Genomic DNA, 19,055 nt, shown 5'->3' with positions numbered 1-19,055 from the left:
GTGCGAGGACTTCTCGGCGTGCCGGGTCGGCGTCCGTCCGGCCGCTGCGGGATCGACAGGAGGCGATGCGTGCCGAGAACGCTGATCGAGATCGATCGCAATTCCGCCGAGCCGCTGTACCGCCAGGTCCGGCGGGCGATCGAACACGGCATCGCGAACGGACTGTTCGATCCGCGCCATCGTCTGCCGAGTTCGCGCGAACTCGCGGTCGACCTCGCGATCTCCCGGAACACGATCAATCTGGCCTATCAGGAACTGATCGCCGAGGGGCTGGTACAGAGCCACCAGCGGTCCGGCATGTTCGTCAATCCCGACATGATCGAGACGCTGGCCTCGGATGCCCGCGCAACCATCCCGCGCATCGACTGGTCGTCCCGCATCCGGCGTTATCCCGACGCCGACGTTCCGCACATCGAGAAGAACCTCGACTGGCACAAGTATCCGTACCCGTTCCTGGCGGGGCAGATCGACATCCGCAGCTTCCCGGCCCGCGCCTGGGTGCGGTGTCTGCGCGACGCGTTGTATCAGCCCCACGCGTACGCCAGTCTGCAGGACAGCGTCGGTGCGGACGATCCGATGCTGATCGACATGATCCGCCAGCACCTGCTGCCGTCGCGCGGCATCGAGGCGGGTGCCGACGAAGTGCTCGTCACCGTCGGTTCCCAGCAGGGACTGGATCTGGTCGGCCGGGTCCTGCTCGGGCCCGAACACCGCGTGGCCATCGAGAATCCCGGTTACCTCGACGCACGACACATCTTCCTGCGCACCGGCGCCCAGGTGTATGGCATCGACGTCGACGCGCACGGACTGCGGCCACCGGAGACGCTGCGCGGCACCGACCTGATGTATCTGACACCGAGCCATCACCATCCGACCAACGCGACGCTCGGCATCGACCGCCGTCAGCGCCTGCTGCAGCTCGCCGCGGAGTCCGGCACCGTGATCGTCGAGGACGATTACGACAGCGAGTTCCGCTACCACGGCAGTCCCAGCCCGGCGCTCAAGGCGCTCGACTCCAGCGGCGACGCCGTGTATCTCGGGACGTTCTCGAAATTCCTGGCCCCGGGCCTGCGCCTGGGCTACCTCGTCGGACCCGCGGATCTGGTGCGTGAACTGCGCAAAGCCCGCCGCTACGTGCTGCGGCACCCACCCGGTCATCAGCAGCGAGCCCTGGCGATGCTCATCGACAGCGGCGAATACCACCGGGCGCTGCGTCACCACCGCACCCAGATGAAACACAAGTGGGAGCGGCTGTGCACCGCCGTCGACAAGTACCTCCCGTGGTCGCAGGAACCGTATCCGCCCGGCGGGGTGAGCCTGTGGATGACCGGGCCGGAAGAACTCGACTGCCGCGCCGTCGTCCGTGAGGCTGAGCAGCGCGGCGTCCTCGTCGAACGCGGCGACATCTTCTATACCCAGCCGGTACCGCCCCGCAACCACTTTCGCATCGGCTACGGGGCGATCCCATTGCGCTCCATCGAGGAAGGAACAGCCCTCCTCGGTCAGGCCTGCGCGGCGAGTATGCGGCGCTGAGGATCGTCCCGCCGGGCCCCGCGCGCCACCGGTTCCCGCTCGGGACCTGGAGCGAGCAGGCGCCACATGAGGACCACGAGCGCGTTCACGCCCGTCGAGATCACTCCACTGTTGATGCCGCCGAGAACCGACGGCCCCTGGAGGTACAGCACCACCGACAGCGCCACGCCCACGACCATTCCGGTGGTGATCGCCGCCGCGGGCACCCGCCGGGCGAACAGCACCACAAGGAATGCCGGGACCACCTGCGCCACGAGTCCGTAGAACAGGTTGAGGACGGTGAGCATGAGCGTCGAGGCGTACAACGTGAGCAGTGCACCGAGCACGAGGAAGGCGGCGACGAACACGGTGCTCCACCGTCGCTGCGCGTGCGCGCCCAGCCCGGACAGCAGGTTGCGCGACACCAAACCTCCGATGCCGAGTGCCGTCGCGGCGAGCACCAGCAGACCGGACAGCGCCGCGCCCGACGCCACGATTCCGACGAGCCAGTCCGGCAGCAGGCCGCGGGCGGTCACCATGAAGATCGTGTTGGGGTTGGAAACGCCCGGGTACTTCTGCAGGGCGTAGAACGAGGCGAGAACCAGCAGCGGGTAGATGAGCATGTACAGCGGCATCCACACCGTCGAGCCCTTCACCGCACGCTCCGATTTGGCGGGCAGGATGTACGACGCACCCAGCCCCAGGTAGAACACGAGCGCCTGGAAGACGATGGTGGTCATCGTGAACGTCATCGCCGAACCCGAGATGGTGCTCACGGCGGGGGTGAGGTGGATCGGCGTGGTCGCGGCCCCCGACCCGCGGGTGGCGAACAGCACCGCGATACCGACGGCCGCGACGGTGATGACCATCAGCGTGTCCTTGATGACCGATACGTATGCGGGAGAACGGATGCCCGACACCGCGACGTACAGGAACGCGAGGACGCCGGCGATCACCACCGCCTGCACCGGGGTGAGGCTGACCCCCAGTGAGGACAGCACCACCTGCAGACCGATGAACTGGTACTGCCCCCACGGCACGAGCCCGACGAGCAGCGTCAGGCATGTCACCAATTCCACTGCGCGGCTGGAGAAATGCCTGCCGAAGATGTCGGGGACGGTCATCGCGTCGTACCGTTTCGCGGCCCGCCACACCAGCGGTGCGAGGAAGTAGCCGAACACGTACGCGAGCAGGATGTATCCGATGAACCACACGCCGTAGCTCGCACCGTGGGCGTAGATGCCCGACGGGAATCCGAGCAGCGTGCCGATGCTGTACACCTCACCGACCGCGAGGAAGTACACGAGCCAGGCGGGGAACGAGCGTCCGCCGACGAGGAACTCCGAGATGCCCCCGTTGCGGCGGCCGTATCCGGCGTAGACGGCGACTCCCACCGAGATGGCGAGGACGACACAGAGGACGGCGACGATCATGCGGTTTTCTCCTCGTCCGGGTAGTGACTGCGATCGAAGAAGCGCCAACTGACCCACAGGCAGAGCGTGGTGAACGGGAAACAGACGAAGGTCCAGAGGAAGACGACGGGAAAGCCGAAGAGCACGGCGTGAATTCGCCCGAACGTGAAGATTCCGCCGAGTATCGCGAAGGTCGGGACGACGAACCCGATGACGACACTCGGCCAGCTGCGGATCATCGCACCACCGCCGGCGACGTGAATTCGTCGCTCGCGTGGACGACGTCGCCGCCGACCACGGTCGCGTCCACGGCGAGGGAACGGATCGTCTCGGGTGCCACCGAGGTGATGTCCGCCGACAGCACCGCGAGGTCGGCGAGCTTGCCCACCTCGAGGCTGCCCCGCGACGACTCCTCGCCGCCGAGGTACGCGGCGTCGATGGTGTACGCGCGCAGGGCCGCGTCGACGTCGATGGTTTGTTCCGGGCCGAGCACGTCGCCGTTGCGGGTGATCCGGTTGACGGCACACCAGATTCCCTCGAGCGGGGGCACCGGCGTGACGGGGGTGTCCGAGTGGAGGCCGAACGTCAGTCCCCGCGAGCGCGCCGAGGCCAGCGGACTGATGCGGCGTGCCCGCTCCGGACCGAGGAAGCGGTCCCGGTGGCGGTCGCCCCAGTAGTAGACGTGTTTGACGAAGAACGAGGCCAGCACGTCGTTCGCGGCCATGCGGTCGAGTTGGTCCTCCCGCACCGTCTGACAGTGCTCGATCCGGTGCCGCCGGCGGTGTCCGGGTTCGACCCCGAGCCGCTCGTACCCGTTGATGATCGCCTCGATGGCGGCGTCCCCGTTGCCGTGCACGGCCACCTGCCAGCCCGCCGCGTCCAGCGCGGCGATCCTGCGTCCGAGGTCGTCGGGGTCGAGCAGCATCATGCCGTGGTCTTCCGGCGCGCACGTGTACCCCTCTGCGAGGCAGCCGGTCAGTCCCTGGATGGACCCGTCAGCGACGATCTTCACGCCCGAGAGGGCGAAGCGGTCGTCGTCGGCGGCCGGATCCGGCGCCTCCGGTATGCCCTCGTCGAGGCCCGCCACGAGGTCGTGGAACAGGTAGCCGTGCACCCGGGTCGGGAGCCCGCCGGTCCGCGCGAGTGTGCGGTACGCGTCGAGTCCGGCGCGTCCGCCGATCAGTCCGATACCCGCATCGTGGACCGTCGTGACACCGTGCCGCGCGTACTCCGCGCCGGCGAGCCGCAGCGCCTCCACCGCTTCGTCACCGCCCCGGCTCGGCACGAGCGAATTCACCATGAACGCCGCGCCCTCGATCAGCAGCCCGGTCGGCTGCCCCGACGAGTCCCGTGCGATCCGTCCCCCGGGCGGATCGGGTGTCGTGGCATCGATGCCCGCAAACCGCAACGCCGCCGAGTTCGCCACACAGAAATGCCCCGACACGTGCGTCAGCAGAACCGGGTTGTCCGGCGACACCCGGTCGAGGTCGGTGAGGGTCGGATGCCGGTCGTCGGCGAGGAGTGAGTCGTCGTAGCGATAGCCGCGGATCCACGCGCCGGGTTCTTCATCCGCCACCGCCTGCTCGACCCGGTGCACGATGTCGGCGATGCAGTCGTTCGGCGGCGAACCCGCGTCGACCTGCGCGGCCAGGGTCATGCCGAAGAATTCCGGGTGATTGTGCGACTCGACGAATCCCGGGATGGCGGTGCGGCCGCCGAGATCGAGAACCCGGGTGTCGGGACCGATCCACTCGGCCACCGCGCGATCGGAATCGACGGCGACGATGCGGCCGCCGCGCGCCGCAAGTCCACTCGCCCGGCGGCCCAGCCCGTCCATCGTCAGGACCGTTCCGTTCAGGACGACGAGATCGGCCGATCGCGTGCTGTCCGCTCTTCTGGGAAAGTCCACTGCAGTGCCTGCCTTTCGTTACCGCGTCGAAGTAGTTCGAGCACTACCTTGCGCGCAGTGTGACGCGGGCAACAGGGCCAGAAGACGACCGCGGGACGGTACCAGCGCGGCCCGAGAGGGGCTCTACCGCAACGCCACCTGCACGAGGACGGCGGCGCCGAGGAAGCCGAGCAACCACAGCACGCGTTGGCGGACCTGCTGGGCGGTGGTGCGGTCGAACAGCCATTTCCCGGCGGCGGCGCCGAGCATGCACAGCGGTGCGAACAGGACGATCTGGGCGAGGACGGGAACGGTGAGAAGACCACCGGCAGCCGAACCGGCCGCGCCGAATGCATCGATGACGAGGAAGAACACGACGAGCGAGGCGCGTCCGGCGGCGACGTGGGAGGACGCGGAGAAGTACATCAGGACGGCGGGCGGACCACCGAGAGCGAAGCCGCCGTTGAGGAGACCGGACGCCACACCGGTCGCGGCGGTGGTCGCGGGGCCGGGCAGCGACTGCCGGTCGGGGACCGCGGCCATGGCGACGGCCGATCCGATGATCGCGACACCGAGCAGCACCCGCACCAGGTCGCCGGACAATTGCGTGAGCGCCCACATCCCCACCGGCATCCCGATCAGCGTGCCGGCGAACAACCAGCGCAACGACTTCCAGTGCACCTGCCGCCACACCTGGGGCAGCATCGCGGCGCTCGCCACGACCTCGAGGACGAAGACGGTGGGGATCACCGACGTCGGCGGGAGCAGGACGACGAGTCCCGCTACCCACACCATCGCGCCGCCGAAGCCACCGAAGCCGCGGACGACGCCGCCGGCCACGACGACGCCGAGCGCGAAGAGGAGGGCAGGCAGCGACAGATCCCACACCGTTGCCGCCATACTCTGTCACTCCGTTTCGCAGTCGTCTCCGGAAGAAGTGTGGGTGCCACGCCGCCGAAGCGACAGGTCCAGTCCGCGACGGATCGTCGGTACCAGGGCACGCGACGGTGGCCCCCGGCCGCATTCGCCGGGGACCACCTGGTGCGATGGGGAATTACACGTAGTCCTTGTACTTGTCGAGCAGGCGCACCGGCTTCGACAGCGCGTCGCGGCGGAAGGGGTCGCCGAGTTCACGGGTGCACATGATCTCGATGACCGTCGTCTTGCCCTCGTTCATCTGCGCGGCCACCGCGCGCTGCAGCGCCGGGCCCACCTCTTCGAGCTTGTCGACGACGATGCCCTCGGCGCCCATCGCCTGCGCGATCCCGGCGAACGACTCGCTCTCGAGCTCACCGGCGACGAAGCGGCGGTTGTAGAAGTCGACCTGGTTCTTCTTCTCCGCACCCCACTGCCGGTTGTGGAACACGACCGCGGTGACCGGGATGTCGTGGCGGACAGCCGTCATGACCTCACCGAGGCTCATTCCCCAGGCTCCGTCGCCGGCGTACGCGATGGCGGGACGCTCCGGCGCCGCCGCCTTCGCGCCGATGACGGTCGGCAGTGCGTAACCGCAGTTGCCGAAGCTCATCGGGGCGAGGAAGCTGCGCGGCTTCTCGAATCGGAGGTAGCTGTTGGCGACCGAGTTGATGTTGCCGATGTCGGTGGACACCATCACGTTCTCCGGCATCGCCTTCTCCAGCTCACGCAGCACCTGGCGCGGGTGCAGCCAGTTGCCCTCCTCGCCTTCCTGCTCGGCGATCATGTCGAGGCTGAACGGATCGCGCTCGTGGGTCCACTCGTCGAGTTCCTTCTCCCACGCGGCCTTCTCGGCGTCGATCTTCTTGCTGCGCTCCTCGCGGTTGGCATCGCACGCGAGCGCCTTGCCGTCGAGCCGCTCGGTGAGGGCCACGGCGGCGGCCTTCGCGTCGCCGCAGATCCCGACGGACACCTTCTTGACCAGGCCGAGCATCTTGTGGTCGGCGTCGATCTGGATGATCTTGGCGTTCTTGGGCCAGTAGTCCATGCCGTGCTGCGGCAGCGTGCCGAAGGGGCCGAGGCGGGTACCGAGTGCCAGCACCACGTCGGCCTGGCTGATCAGCTTCATCGCGGCCTTCGACCCCTGGTAGCCGAGCGGTCCGGTCCACAGCGGGTGGCTGGCGGGGAACGAGTCGTTGTGCAGGTAGCTGTTGACGACGGGGGCACCGAGACGCTCGGCGAGTGCCTTGCACTCCTCGACGCCGTCGGCCATGACCACGCCGCCGCCGGACACGATCACCGGGAACTCGGCCTGCGCCAGCAGTTCCGCGGCCTCGTTGAGGCTCTTCTCCCCGCCGGGCCCGCGGTCGAGCCGGGTGGGCTTCGGGATCTCGGTCTCGATCTCGCCGTAGAAGAAGTCGCGCGGGATGTTGAGCTGCGTCGGACCCATCTCGGACATCGCGCGGTCGAAGCAGCGTCCGGTGAACTCGGCCATGCGCTTCGGGTTGTTGACGTGGCCCTGGTACTTGGTGAATTCCTGGAACATCGGGAGCTGGTTGGCCTCCTGGAAGCCGCCCAGACCGGTGCCCATGGTGCCGGCTTCGGGGGTGACGATGACGACGGGGCTGTGCGCCCAGAAGGCGGCGGCGATCGCGGTGACGCAGTTGCTGATGCCCGGGCCGTTCTGCCCGATCACCATGCCGTGCCGCCCGCTGACCCGGGCGTATCCGTCGGCCATGTGTCCCGCGCCCTGCTCGTGGACCACGGGGACGAGCCGGATGCCTGCGGGAGCGAAGATGTCCATGGCATCCATGAAGGCGGACCCCATGATGCCGAACATGTCGGTCACGCCGTTGGCGACCATCGTCTCGACGAACGCCTCCGACGGGGTCATCTTCTGTACACCGGAGACCGCGGTGCGATCGGCACCGTTCTTCTTCTTGCTCATGTGTGATCCTCCTTCAGGGATGCGCCGGAAACGGCAGAGAATGTCAAAAATCGGAACGTTTTGTTCGTGATTTTGTGATGTGCAGTGACTGTAGGGCACGTCACACGCTTCGTCAACGAATGTTCCCAAAACTGGAACGGGATGTATGATTTTTCGAAACAGGCACATGAGCGCCGCCATTCCGGCCGAGGAGGAACCGTGGGTGAGATTCACCGGATCAACGAGTCGAACGGGCACCCGACCGCCGAACTGCCCGGAGACACCCCGACGCTCCGGCTCTTCGCCCTGCTCGAGATGATCGCGTCCAAGGATCAGCTGTTCACCCTGCAGGGACTCGTCGAGGAGACGGGCATGGCCAAACCGACGTTGCACCGCATGCTGCAGCAACTCGAGGGGGCCGGGCTCCTCACCCGGCAGAACAACGGCCGGCACTACGGCACCGGCGTCCGCCTGCGTCGCTTCGCCGAGAATCTGCTGCTCAACGACACCCATCACGGCGCCCGGCACGCGATCCTCCGGAACCTCGTCGCGGAACTCGGCGAGAGTTGCAACGTGACTACCCTGTCGGGCAGCGAGGTGGTATACCTCGACCGCGTGGAAACGCCTGAGCCCCTTAGGTTTACGCTCCACGCCGGATCCCGGGTTCCCGCGCACTGCTCGGCGAGCGGCAAGATGATCCTGTCGCAACTCAGTCCGGCGCAGCGCGGGCGACTGCTCGGGCGGATGCCGCTCGAGCGATACACCACCAAGACGGTCACCGACGTCGCTCTCATCGAGGCCGAACTCAAGCAGGTCCGCCGCGACGGCTACGCCATCGACGACGAGGAGTTCCTGCCCGGCCTCGTGTGCGCCGCGGTGCTCGTCCCATGCGCCACAGGCAATTCCAACCTCTGCATCGCAGTCCAGGCCCCGGTCATGCGACTCACCCCCGACAAGGCGCTCAAGCTCCTGCCGGCCCTGCGGCGGGCCGCCGACGCCATCGGTGAGATCGAGAACGAGGTCACGATCACCGAATCGACCGAATGAATTGAAGGAGGGCGTATGCCCGACATGACCACCTCGGCCCCCACCCACCCGGTGTCCGTCCGCGAACTGTTCGGTCTCGACACCGATCTGACGGTGCGCGCGTTCCGTGAACCCGTCGACCACGTCCCCGATATCGATCCCGCATACCGCTTCGATCACGCGGTGACGACGGCGCTGCTCGCCGGGTTCGGCCGCAACCGCCGGGTGATGGTGCAGGGTTTGCACGGCACCGGCAAGTCCACCCACATCGAACAGGTTGCGGCGCGGCTCAACTGGCCGTGCATCCGCGTCAATCTCGACGGACATCTCAGCCGTCTCGATCTGATCGGCAAGGACGCCGTCGTCCTCCGGGACGGCAAACAGGTCACCGAATTCCAGGAGGGCATCCTGCCGTGGGCACTGCAGCGGCCCGTCGCGCTGATCCTCGACGAATACGACGCCGGCCGCCCCGACGTCATGTTCGTCCTCCAGCGCATCCTCGAGCGCGACGGAAAGCTGACGCTGCTCGATCAGAACAGGGTGCTCACTCCCCATCCCGCGTTCCGCCTGTTCGCCACCGCCAACACCGTCGGCCTGGGCAATCTCAACGGCCTGTATCACGGGGCGCAGCGGCTCAATCACGCGCAGATCGATCGCTGGAACATCGTCGCGACCCTCGATCACCTTCCCGCCGAACAGGAACTCGAGATCGTGTCCGCGCGGGTGCCGTCACTGAACCGGGAACTCCTCGCGTCGATGGTCGCCGTGGCGAACCTGACCCGGAACGGTTTCCGGGTCGGTGACCTGTCCACCCTGATGTCCCCGCGCACGGTGATCACCTGGGCCGAGAACATCGAGATCTTCCACGACCCGGCACTGGCGTTCCGGCTGTCGTTCGTCAACAAGTGCGACGAGGCGGAGCGGCCCGTCGTCGCCGAGTACTACCAGCGCTGCTTCGACGCGGAACTGGACCGGTCGGCGATGCTCGCGACGAGCGTGGCCTGAGTCCGCGGCCATGGTCGAATTGTCCACGCGGGCAGACGCCGTCCGCCGGCGGCAGCACAGTTCCGAACTCTGCGCCGCCGCGATCCGCGCCCTCACCGGCCAGGGCGAGTTGCACTTTCGGGGGCCGGTGCTCCATCGCGGACACCGGCGGGTGCCGATGCCCGCCCCGCACCTGCACCCGTCCGCCACCCACGACGACGTCCCGAACGTGCGCGGCGCGGGTGACGGCATGGCCCTGCGACTGCTCCACACCGATCTGGCTCTGCATCGCAGCCTGTGCCCGGCCGACACGGCGGGCAGGCTGATCTTCGATACCCTCGAGCAGTTCCGCGTCGAGTCGCTGGCGGCGGACGCGATGGGCGGTGTGCGCGCGAATCTGGCCCACCGCTTCGCGCAGTGGTCGGAGGAGTTCGTGGCGTCCGGGCTGACGGAGACCGTACACGGGATGCTGCTGTTCACGGTGACGCAGATGTGCCGGGCCCGGATCACCGCCCAGCCGATACCCGAGACCACCGAGGACCTGATCGAATCGACCCGGTTCGCGCTGGCGTCCGTCCTCGGCGACCATCTGCCGCCCCTGCGCCGAACCCGATTCTCGCAACACAACTTCGGCATTCACGCGCGAGCCGTCGCCGAGGTGATCGGCGCCCGGCTGGAAACCGCCGCAGACCCGGACGAGCACGACGACACCCGGCGCGCCGAGCGGGCCGCCGCCTTCTCCCTGATCTTCGACGCCGATCCGGACGACCACGACGCGTTCGCGACAGCGGTGTCGGGGCACAGCCGCGCACTGGGCGACGGCGGCGACGGATACCGCGTGTTCACCCGCGCCTACGACGAGACACGGGATGTCGCGTCGCTCGTCCGGCCCGCACTGCTCCAGGAGTACCGCCGGCGGCTCGACCTCACCATCGACGACCGGCACATCAACGTCCGCAGACTCGGTCGGCAACTGAAGGCGCTGCTGTCGGAACCCGTCCGCGAAAGCTGGGAGGACGGCCGCGAAGAGGGATACATCGACGGTCGCCGACTGGCGCAACTCGTCACCTCACCCACCGAACGCAGACTCTTCAGAGCCGTACGCACCGAACCCCGGACCGACGCGACGGTGACCTTCCTCATCGACTGCTCGGGGTCCATGAAGGAGTTCGGCGAACCGGTTGCGGCGCTGGTCGACGTGTTCGCGCGGGCGCTCGAGCTGGCCGACGCCCGGTGCGAGATCCTGGGTTTCACGACCGCCGCCTGGAACGGTGGCCGAGCCCGCAAGGACTGGCTCCGGTCCGGACGCCCCGGCAATCCGGGGCGGCTCAACGAAGTGCGGCAGCTGGTGTTCAAGGATGCGGAAAGCACCTGGCGCCGAGCACGTCCCGCGATCGCGGGATTGCTGAAGAACGACCTGTTCAAAGAGGGCGTCGACGGCGAGGCCGTCGACTGGGCGTGCACACGGATGCGCGGCCACGCCCCGGGCAGGAGGCTCCTGTTCGTGATCTCGGACGGCAGCCCACTGGACGGCGCCACCGCGCTGGCCAACGACGAGTTCTACCTGGACCACCACCTGCAGGAGGTCGTCGAGCGGCACGAAGACGAACGGGACGTCGAGGTGTACGGGCTGGGGGTCGGGCTGGATCTGAGCCCGTACTACGACCGTTGCCGGACGCTCGATCTGTCGCACGGCACCAACAGCGACGTCATCGCCGACGTGCTGTCGATGATCGCCCACTGACACCCGCCACCTGCCGGTGGCTCGACGCTGAAGGAGTTCCACTCATGACCGAACACCGGATTTCGCGCTGACCGACCGGCAAACCCGTTCAGTCGCGGTAGCTCGGGGCGGGCGGACCGGTTGCCGGCCCCAGCAGGCTCAACCACTTGTCGTACAAGCGAATCCACGTTCCGTCCGTGCGTAGCCGTTCGAGTGTCCCGTTCACGAAGCGCACGAGATCGTCGTTGTTCTTGTTCGCGACGATGCCGTACGGCTCCAGTTCCAGGTTCGGACCGACGATCTCGAGGTTGGGATCCTGCGCCGCGAGGCCGGCGAGGATGGAGTTGTCGGTGCTGGCCGCGTCGGCCTGACCCAGCTGCAACGTGGTCAGGCAATCGTCCCAGTCGGGAACGCCCACGATCGTCGCGGTGGGTGCCACGCGCTGGATCGTCGCGAGGGAGGTGGTGTCGATAAAGGTGCACACCCGTTTGCCGGCCAGGTCCGCGGGCGAGGAGATGCCGGACCCTTCCGGGACGAGCAGTCGCTGATACGCCTCGAAGTACACGGTGGAGAATCCGACCCGTGCAGCGCGTTCGCACGTGATGGAGGTGGCGTGGATCACGAGGTCCACGTCGTTGCTCTCGAGCGCGTCGAAGCGGCCCGCAGACGTCAGCAGCCGGAATTCCACCTTGGACGGGTCGCCGAAGAGGTCGCGGGCAACTTCCCTCGCCAGGTCGATGTCGAACCCCTGCAGTGTGCCTGTCTTCGGATCCCGGAAACTGAACAGGTTCGTGTTCTGATCGGTTCCGACGATCAACCGCCCGCGCGCGCGGATCGCGGCCAGCGCCGAACCGGGTGAAGCCGTCTCCGGCCGGACGGCGGGATCGGGTCGCAGGCTCGACAGTGCGCCGCAGGAGGAGGGATCCGGCGGGGGCTGCGGGGCGCTGCTCGCGGGCGGCAGGATCTGGGCACCGTCCGGTAGTGAGTACCCGGAGTAGTCGCCGGCGAGGGGCGGGGGCAGGGCCGCCGGCGCCGCGCAGGCCGCACCGAGCGAGACTGCCGCGACGAGCGCCGCCCAGTACCGTCCACGCGCGCCGCCGCGGGATCGTCTCGCGTCCCGGGTTCGTCGACTGATGCTGGTCATCGGCTGCTGCTCGTTCCGTCAGGTCATTCGGTCAGGTCACGGGATGACCGCAGACCAGATCTCGTCCACGGACTGGGTGGATTCGGCTGTGCGGAGTGCCTGGGTGATCAGAAGCTTCCCCGTGTTCTCCAGATGCGTGCGCATGGCGGCCCCCGCTGCGACCGGATCACCGGCGATGATCGCGTCGATGATGGAGGCGTGTTCGGTGTCGATGTCGGCGAGGGTCCGGGTCTGTTCGGCGGTGGTGGCGCCGAGGAGCCGGGTGGTCTCGCGGAGGGTCTTGACGATCGCCCGGGCGCGGCCGTTGTCCGCGGCGTCGAGGATGAGGTCGTGCAGTCCGAGATCGTGACGGGCGAAGCCGTTTTCGTCGCCGACGGCGGCGGCATCCTGCATCAGACGCCGTTGCCGGAGCAGGGCGTCCGGGAGCGTGGCGCTCGCCGTGGTGGCGGCCTTGCGGACCGCGGGCAGTTCCAATGCCAGCCGGACGGCGAAGATCTCGGCGATCTCCTTGGGCTGGGGCAGCAGGATGCGGAATCCCTGACGGGCCTCGAACTTGATGAGGCCCACTTCTTCGAGCCGCAGGAGCGCGTCCCGCACCGGGGTGCGGGAGATGCCCAGGCCCTCGGCGAGTTGGTAGACCGAGTACTTCACGCCCGGCTTCATGCGGCCGTCGTCGATGGCGGCTCGGACGGCCGCGATCGCCTGTTCCATCCGTCGTCCCGCGAACGGGGCGAGCGGTTCGAGTTCGAGCACTTCGTCTGCCACTCGATCACTCTAACAACCCGAGGCTGGTCGTAGCATGCCAGGAACATGTAGCATGCTACGAAAGATCTCCGCTGAATCGCTGGCCGCCGAGCTGCGCAGATGTCCGAGCCTCCTGTCGGATCAGACCCATGTCGACATCTTCACCGAAAGCGTTGCACCGCAGAACCGTCACGGGGTTCCGAGCCGCATGATGAGCACGGAGGAAGCCCAAAAGATCTCGCCGTTGATCGGCACCGTGGTGTGCGCGGCCGGCGCCGGGTTTGCCGGGATCGGCGCGGGTGAAACGAACATCGTCCGACCACGGATCGCGCGACCGGGAGGTAGCCTGTCCGAGCACGAAATCGACGTCTGGAGTAGTGGTGCCCACCTTCGATCCCACGCGACCGGCCGAACCGAGACCGCACGTGGGGTTCGGCGGGGTCGAGGTATTCGATGCCAGCGAACACAACCTCGCCCACGTCGACGTGTTCATTCCCCGGGACGTGATCGTCGCTTTCACCGGTGTCTCGGGATCGGGCAAGTCGTCGCTGGCATTCGGCACCATCTACGCCGAGGCACAGCGACGCTTCCTCGAGTCGGTCACGCCGTACGCGCGCCGGTTGATGGATCAGATCGGCGCCCCCAAGGTCGGGGACATCACCGGGCTCCCACCGGCGGTCGCGTTGCAGCAGGCCCGCGGTCACACGTCCGTCCGATCGTCGGTCGGCACCCTCACCCACATCTCGAACGTGCTGCGCATGCTGTTCTCCCGCGCCGGGACGTACCCGCCGGGCGCCGCGGTCCTGGACTCGAACGCCTTCTCGCCCAACACCCCCGAGGGCGGCTGCCCGGCCTGCCACGGACTCGGCCGCACCCACGACGTCGACGTCGACGCACTGGTACCGGACCCGAGCCTGAGCATCCGCGACGGCGCGGTCGCGGCCTGGCCCGGCGCCTGGCTGGGAAAGAACTACCGCGACATCCTCGACACGCTCGGAATCGACGTGGACCGGCCCTGGTCCGAGCTTCCGGCCGATCAGCGGAACTGGATCCTCACCACCGACGAACAACCCACGGTCACCGTGTCGCCGGTGCGCGACCCCGGAAAGATGGTCCGCGACTACCAGGGAACGTTCTCGAGTGCGCGCACCTACGTCCTCCACACGTTCGCGACGACGAAGAGCGCGGCCCAGCGCACGAAGGTCGGCCGCTATTTACTGTCCCGCCCCTGCAGCGCGTGCGACGGCAAGCGGTTGCGGCCGGAGGCGCTGGCGGTGAGGTTCGCCGGCCTCGATGTGGCCGAGGCCACCGAGCTGTCCCTGTCGGATCTGGCCGCGGTCCTCGAAACCGCCGTCGGCCCTGGCGATTCCGGAGCCTCCGATGCGACGGAACAGGCGGCGGTGGCGTTGGTGGACAACCTTCTCGGACGCCTCGGCGGGCTGTCCGAGCTCGGGCTCGGATACCTGAGCCTCGGCCGATCGACCACGACGCTCTCGCCGGGGGAACTCCAGCGACTCCGGTTGGCAACCCAGCTGCAGTCGGGCCTGTTCGGGGTGCTGTACGTACTCGACGAACCGTCCGCGGGCCTGCATCCCGCCGACACCGAGGCGCTGGTCACCGCCGTGCGGCGACTGCGTGCGTCGGGGAACTCCGTCTTCGTCATCGAACACAACCTCGACGTCGTCCGGGCGGCCGACTGGATCGTCGACGTCGGTCCCGGTCCGGGAGAGCACGGCGGGCGGGTACTGTACAGCGGCGCGGTGGACGGTCTCGCACAGGTGGCCGAATCAGTCACTCGCCGTTACCTTTTCGATGCAGCCCCCCGCCATCGGTCACCGGACCGGCCGAGCGGGTGGATCGAGCTCGCCGGCATCACCATGCACAACCTGCGGGATCTGACCGTGCAGATACCGCTCGGGGTGCTCACCGCCGTCACCGGGGTGTCCGGTTCGGGAAAGTCCACCCTCGTCAGCCGGGTGCTCACCGATGTCGTCTCCCAGCACCTCGGCGTCGACACCGATCCCGGCACCGAGACCTCGGGGGAGGAATCCGAGGACTTCACGACCGCGGTCGCGGACGCCCGCGACAGCAACTCCGAGCCGACGGTCGTGGCCACGCACGGGCTCGGGCACCTCGACCGACTCGTGCGAGTGGACCAGACCCCCATCGGGCGGACGCCACGCTCCAATCTCGCGACCTACACGGGCCTGTTCGACGTGATCCGGAAACTGTTCGCCGCCGACCCCACGGCCCGCGAACGGGGTTACCGGCCCGGCCGATTCTCGTTCAATGTCGCCGGCGGCCGCTGCGAGGAGTGCGAGGGAGCCGGGTCGATCACCGTCGGCATGCTGTTCCTGCCCGAAGCATCCGCACCCTGCCCGACCTGCGGCGGCGCACGGTACAACGCGGATACCCTCGAGATCCTCGTCGACGGCCGCACGATCGCCGACGTGCTCGCGATGACGGTCGACGAGGCCCGCGCATTCCTCGCCCATGTTCCTGCGGCGACGAAGAGCCTCAGCATGCTGGTCGAGGTCGGTCTCGGATACCTGAGACTCGGCCAATCGGCCACCACCCTGTCGGGCGGTGAAGCGCAACGCGTCAAGCTCGCCACCGAACTGCAGCGCATCCGATCCGGCCACACCCTCTACGTACTCGACGAACCCACCACCGGGCTACATCCGGCCGACGTCGACCGCCTCATGGAGGTGCTCCGCCGTCTCGTCGACGCGGGCAACACCGTCGTGCTGGTCGAACACGACATGTCGGTGGTGTCGTCGGCCGACTGGATGATCGATCTCGGGCCCGGCGGTGGAGACGACGGCGGCCGCATCGTCGCCGCGGGACCTCCGGCGAGCGTCGCCGGGACCGCCGGTTCCGCCACCGCCGCCTATCTCGCCCGGCACCTCACCCCTGCATAGGGGTGCCGCGCCTCTCGGTCTCGGCGTCCGGCACGTCCGGCTCGTCCGACTCGGCCGACTCGGCCGACGAGCCGATCGGGGCCGCCGGGGACAGCGATTCGGCGTCGACGCCGGCCGTTCCCATCCACCGGCGCACCTCGTATGCGATCAGGATGGCGATCAACGTCAGACCACTCATGAGGAACTGCGAGCGGGTGGTCGGCAGGAAGGCCATCGCGAGGATGACCGTGGCCATCAGCGCGATGGTCGCGTAGCTCAGCCACGGGAACAACCACATCCGGAGTTGCAGTGCCGCAGGATCTTCGCGCTCGAGCCGCCGGCGGAGCACCACCTGGGAGATGGCGATAAGGAGGTACACGAAGAGCGCGACAGCACCGTAGGAGTTGACGAGGAAGTTGAAGACGATGTCGCCCCACACGTACGTGCAGGCGACGGAAACGTACCCGATGGTGGTGCCGAGCAGGATCGCACGACGCGGCACACCGTTGCGGGACAGCTTGGTGAAGAACGCGGGCGCGTCGCCGTTCCGGGTGAGCGCGAACAACATCCGGGACGTGGTGTACAGCGCGGAGTTCAGGCAGGACAGGACCGCGGTGAGGACGATGAAGTTCATGATCGTGGCCACACCGGGAATTCCGAGCACTTCGAGCACCGACGCGTACGGGCTCACACCGACACTCTCGGTGTCCCACGGCTGGATGGTGACGACCACGAAGATCGAACCGACGTAGAACGTCACGATCCGCGCGACGATCGACCGCATGGCCCGGGCAACAGCACGTTTCGGCTCTTCCGACTCGGCTGCCGCGATCGTCACGATCTCGGCGCCCGTGTAGAAGGCGACGCAGGGGACGACCGCGGCGAGCACCGCACCCCAGCCCAGCGGGGTGAACCCTCCGTGACTCACGAGGTTGCCCAGTCCCGGTGTGGAGTCGGGCCACAGTCCGGTGATCCACAGGGCACCCATCCCGAGGAACAGGACGATCGCGACCACCTTGATGGAGGAGAACCAGTATTCGAACTCGCCGTAGGAACGGGCGGAGACCATGTTGGTGGCCGTCAGCAGGAGCATCAGCCCCAGACTCAGGAGCCACAGCGGAACCATGGGCACCCAGAGTTGCAGGATCCGGCCGCCGGCGATGGCTTCGACCGCGACGACGATCACGAAGAAGTACCAGTACATCCACCCCGTGGCGAACCCGGCCCGACGCCCGAGCGCCTGGCGGGCGTAGACGTAGAAAGATCCGACTACCGGCCTGGCCACCGCCATCTCCGCCAGCATCCGCATGATCAGCAACGTGATGATGCCGGCGAGGAGAAACGAGACGATCGCGGCGGGACCCGCGCCACCGATGACGACTCCGCTGCCCACGAACAATCCGGCACCGATCACGCCCCCGAGGGCGATCAGGTTCATGTGCCGGCGTTTCAGGCCCTTACCGAGACCGGAACTGTCGGTGTCTTCGGGAACGGTACTGTCCACATTTCCTCCAGAAGGCGTTGACCGAATGCGTGTGATCCACGTCACTTGTTTGGTGGATCAACTCACCCTACGACTCGGAAACAGGGCACGCCCAGAGCCAGATCGAAGAGGAGCGGAGGGGCCAGCGGCCGCTGCGCGAATCCGGTTCCGCCGGCTAGATCCGGGTGATCGTCGCCAACCACGCCGGGACGCCGTCCGCGGCGAACGTCGTCTCGATCCGGCTCGGCTCGACGGCCGCGACGGTCCACCCGCTGCCCCGGTCGAACGCGGCATCCAACTCGTCCCGGCCGACGGGGTGCGGGCCGCTGTTCTCCGGGTCGATGTCGCTGAAGCACAACAAGTACAGGGTCGCGCCGCGCTCGGTAACGGACGCCAGGCTCGCCACGTAGTCGCGTCGCTCGTCGCCCTCGAGCGTGTGGAACAGACCGCAGTCCAGGACCGTCTCGAACGTGCGACCCAACCGGCCCAGTTCGAACGCATCGGCCACCACGAATTCGGCATCGATACCGCGCGCCCCGGCCTTGTCCCGTGCCATCGCGACCGCCGTCTCGGCGACGTCGACACCCAGAACCCGCAACCCCAGCGACGCCACCTGAAGAGCGTTGTCGCCGGTCCCGCAGCCCGCATCGAGAACCGCACCGGCGAACGCACCGGCCGAGGCCAGTTGCACGATCGCCGGCTGCGGTTGCCCGATGTCCCAAGGCGCGGGGCCGTCCTCGTACGACGCTTCCCAGGGCCTGCCGGACCGCCGCTCGTGACTGGTGGGCTGCCGGCCGCGGAACGGATCGTCAGCGGGGGTGCCTGACCGCTCGGACATCTGCGTCCCTTCCCACGGCGACTGCTGTCGGCACCCCATCGTCGCACGCGTCGGCGGCGTGCGGCGCGTCAATCGAGGCAGAATTCGTTGCCCTCGGGGTCGGTCAGCACGATGTGGCCGCCCTGCAGCGGCGGCGCGGGCTCGAACCGCGCAACCCGGGTCGCGCCGAGGTCGACCAGTCGGGTGCACTCCTCTTCCAGCGCCGCCATCCGTTCGTCGCCTACCGATCCCGGAGCCGCGCGCACGTCGAGGTGGACCCGATTCTTCGCGGTCTTGCCCTCCGGCACACGCTGGAAGAAGACCCGCGGTCCGGATCCGTCGGGGTCGATCAGCGCCGACGCGTCGTTGCGACGCTCTGGCGGAATTCCCATCGCCGCGAGCGCGGCGTCCCAGGTGTCGAACCCGGGTGGCGGCGCCTGGATCCGGTAGCCGAGGACCTCGCCCCAGAAGCTCGCCAACGCCGCCGGGTCGCCGCAATCGAAGGTCACCTGGATTTCGCGAGCCATGAGTGCCGTCCTTTCGAGGGTGCCGGTGCCGCCTCGGGACGATCGCCCGCGGC

At 68.0% G+C, this 19,055-nt stretch carries 15 protein-coding genes; 5 read left to right on the top strand and 10 right to left on the bottom strand.

What is annotated here, in order from left to right:
- The first annotated feature begins 69 nt into the window (after nucleotides 1-69).
- Nucleotides 70-1,533: a PLP-dependent aminotransferase family protein gene (locus tag H0B43_RS18470; RefSeq protein WP_185726607.1), complete on the top strand. Its 1,464-nt coding sequence runs from the start codon at nucleotides 70-72 to the stop codon at nucleotides 1,531-1,533.
- Here the strand turns inward: H0B43_RS18470 and H0B43_RS18465 are convergent.
- The 5 genes from H0B43_RS18465 to xsc all read right to left on the bottom strand — a co-directional run bounded on the left by H0B43_RS18465 (nucleotide 1,503) and on the right by xsc (nucleotide 7,675).
- Nucleotides 1,503-2,945: a sodium:solute symporter gene (locus H0B43_RS18465; RefSeq protein ID WP_185726608.1), complete on the bottom strand. Its 1,443-nt coding sequence runs from the start codon at nucleotides 2,943-2,945 to the stop codon at nucleotides 1,503-1,505. The two genes, H0B43_RS18470 and H0B43_RS18465, sit on opposite strands and share 31 nt — an antisense overlap.
- The gene (locus tag H0B43_RS18460; protein WP_185726609.1) at nucleotides 2,942-3,163 is read right to left on the bottom strand and encodes a DUF3311 domain-containing protein; all 222 of its coding nucleotides are present in this window, start codon (nucleotides 3,161-3,163) and stop codon (nucleotides 2,942-2,944) included. Before H0B43_RS18460 ends, H0B43_RS18465 begins: the two co-directional genes overlap by 4 nt.
- A complete protein-coding gene (locus H0B43_RS18455; RefSeq protein WP_185726610.1) occupies nucleotides 3,160-4,833 on the bottom strand; it encodes an amidohydrolase in 1,674 nt (557 codons plus the stop codon). The genes H0B43_RS18460 and H0B43_RS18455 overlap by 4 nt, the downstream gene beginning before the upstream one ends.
- 123 nt (nucleotides 4,834-4,956) lie before the next feature.
- Complete coding sequence (locus tag H0B43_RS18450; RefSeq protein WP_185726611.1) at nucleotides 4,957-5,712, bottom strand: sulfite exporter TauE/SafE family protein; 756 nt, start codon at nucleotides 5,710-5,712, stop codon at nucleotides 4,957-4,959.
- A gap of 154 nt (nucleotides 5,713-5,866) precedes the next feature.
- The gene (gene xsc / locus H0B43_RS18445; RefSeq protein ID WP_185726612.1) at nucleotides 5,867-7,675 is read right to left on the bottom strand and encodes a sulfoacetaldehyde acetyltransferase; all 1,809 of its coding nucleotides are present in this window, start codon (nucleotides 7,673-7,675) and stop codon (nucleotides 5,867-5,869) included.
- Nucleotides 7,676-7,873: 198 nt separating this feature from the next.
- On the opposite strand from xsc, the gene H0B43_RS18440 reads away from it, so the two are divergent.
- Genes H0B43_RS18440 through H0B43_RS18430 form a run of 3 tightly spaced genes read left to right on the top strand, consistent with a single transcriptional unit; the run spans nucleotide 7,874 to nucleotide 11,408 of the window.
- A complete protein-coding gene (locus tag H0B43_RS18440; RefSeq protein WP_185726613.1) occupies nucleotides 7,874-8,701 on the top strand; it encodes an IclR family transcriptional regulator in 828 nt (275 codons plus the stop codon).
- A gap of 15 nt (nucleotides 8,702-8,716) precedes the next feature.
- The gene (locus H0B43_RS18435) at nucleotides 8,717-9,685 is read left to right on the top strand and encodes an AAA family ATPase (protein ID WP_185726614.1); all 969 of its coding nucleotides are present in this window, start codon (nucleotides 8,717-8,719) and stop codon (nucleotides 9,683-9,685) included.
- 10 nt (nucleotides 9,686-9,695) lie between these two features.
- Nucleotides 9,696-11,408 carry a cobaltochelatase CobT-related protein gene (locus H0B43_RS18430; protein ID WP_185726615.1) on the top strand — a complete coding sequence of 571 codons (1,713 nt, stop codon included), beginning with the start codon at nucleotides 9,696-9,698 and terminating at the stop codon, nucleotides 11,406-11,408.
- Nucleotides 11,409-11,496: 88 nt separating this feature from the next.
- Here the strand turns inward: H0B43_RS18430 and H0B43_RS18425 are convergent, their stop codons facing one another.
- Together H0B43_RS18425 and H0B43_RS18420 are read right to left on the bottom strand one after the other, a co-directional pair.
- Entirely contained in the window at nucleotides 11,497-12,531 is a 1,035-nt protein-coding gene (locus tag H0B43_RS18425; RefSeq protein ID WP_213015174.1) for a glutamate ABC transporter substrate-binding protein, read from the bottom strand.
- A 36-nt stretch (nucleotides 12,532-12,567) separates the two neighbouring features.
- Entirely contained in the window at nucleotides 12,568-13,296 is a 729-nt protein-coding gene (locus H0B43_RS18420) for a GntR family transcriptional regulator (RefSeq protein ID WP_185726616.1), read from the bottom strand.
- A 359-nt stretch (nucleotides 13,297-13,655) separates the two neighbouring features.
- Between H0B43_RS18420 and uvrA the strand changes: the two genes are divergently transcribed.
- The gene (uvrA, locus tag H0B43_RS18415; protein WP_185950070.1) at nucleotides 13,656-16,196 is read left to right on the top strand and encodes an excinuclease ABC subunit UvrA; all 2,541 of its coding nucleotides are present in this window, start codon (nucleotides 13,656-13,658) and stop codon (nucleotides 16,194-16,196) included.
- On the opposite strand, the gene H0B43_RS18410 is transcribed toward uvrA, so the two are convergent.
- The 3 genes from H0B43_RS18410 to H0B43_RS18400 form a co-directional block, all read right to left on the bottom strand.
- Nucleotides 16,183-17,679, bottom strand: coding sequence for an amino acid permease (locus H0B43_RS18410; protein WP_312033704.1), 1,497 nt, complete (start codon nucleotides 17,677-17,679; stop codon nucleotides 16,183-16,185). The genes uvrA and H0B43_RS18410 overlap by 14 nt on opposite strands.
- A gap of 154 nt (nucleotides 17,680-17,833) precedes the next feature.
- Entirely contained in the window at nucleotides 17,834-18,496 is a 663-nt protein-coding gene (locus H0B43_RS18405; protein WP_185726617.1) for a class I SAM-dependent methyltransferase, read from the bottom strand.
- A 68-nt stretch (nucleotides 18,497-18,564) separates the two neighbouring features.
- The gene (locus H0B43_RS18400; protein WP_185726618.1) at nucleotides 18,565-19,002 is read right to left on the bottom strand and encodes a VOC family protein; all 438 of its coding nucleotides are present in this window, start codon (nucleotides 19,000-19,002) and stop codon (nucleotides 18,565-18,567) included.
- Nucleotides 19,003-19,055: the final 53 nt, after the last annotated feature.

The sequence above is a fragment of the Rhodococcus sp. 4CII genome (assembly GCF_014256275.1).
In the GTDB taxonomy this organism is placed as follows: Bacteria; Actinomycetota; Actinomycetes; order Mycobacteriales; family Mycobacteriaceae; genus Rhodococcus_F; species Rhodococcus_F wratislaviensis_A.
The sequence above is the reverse complement of the archived record's forward strand: the minus strand, read 5'-3'. Positions and strand labels throughout refer to the sequence as shown.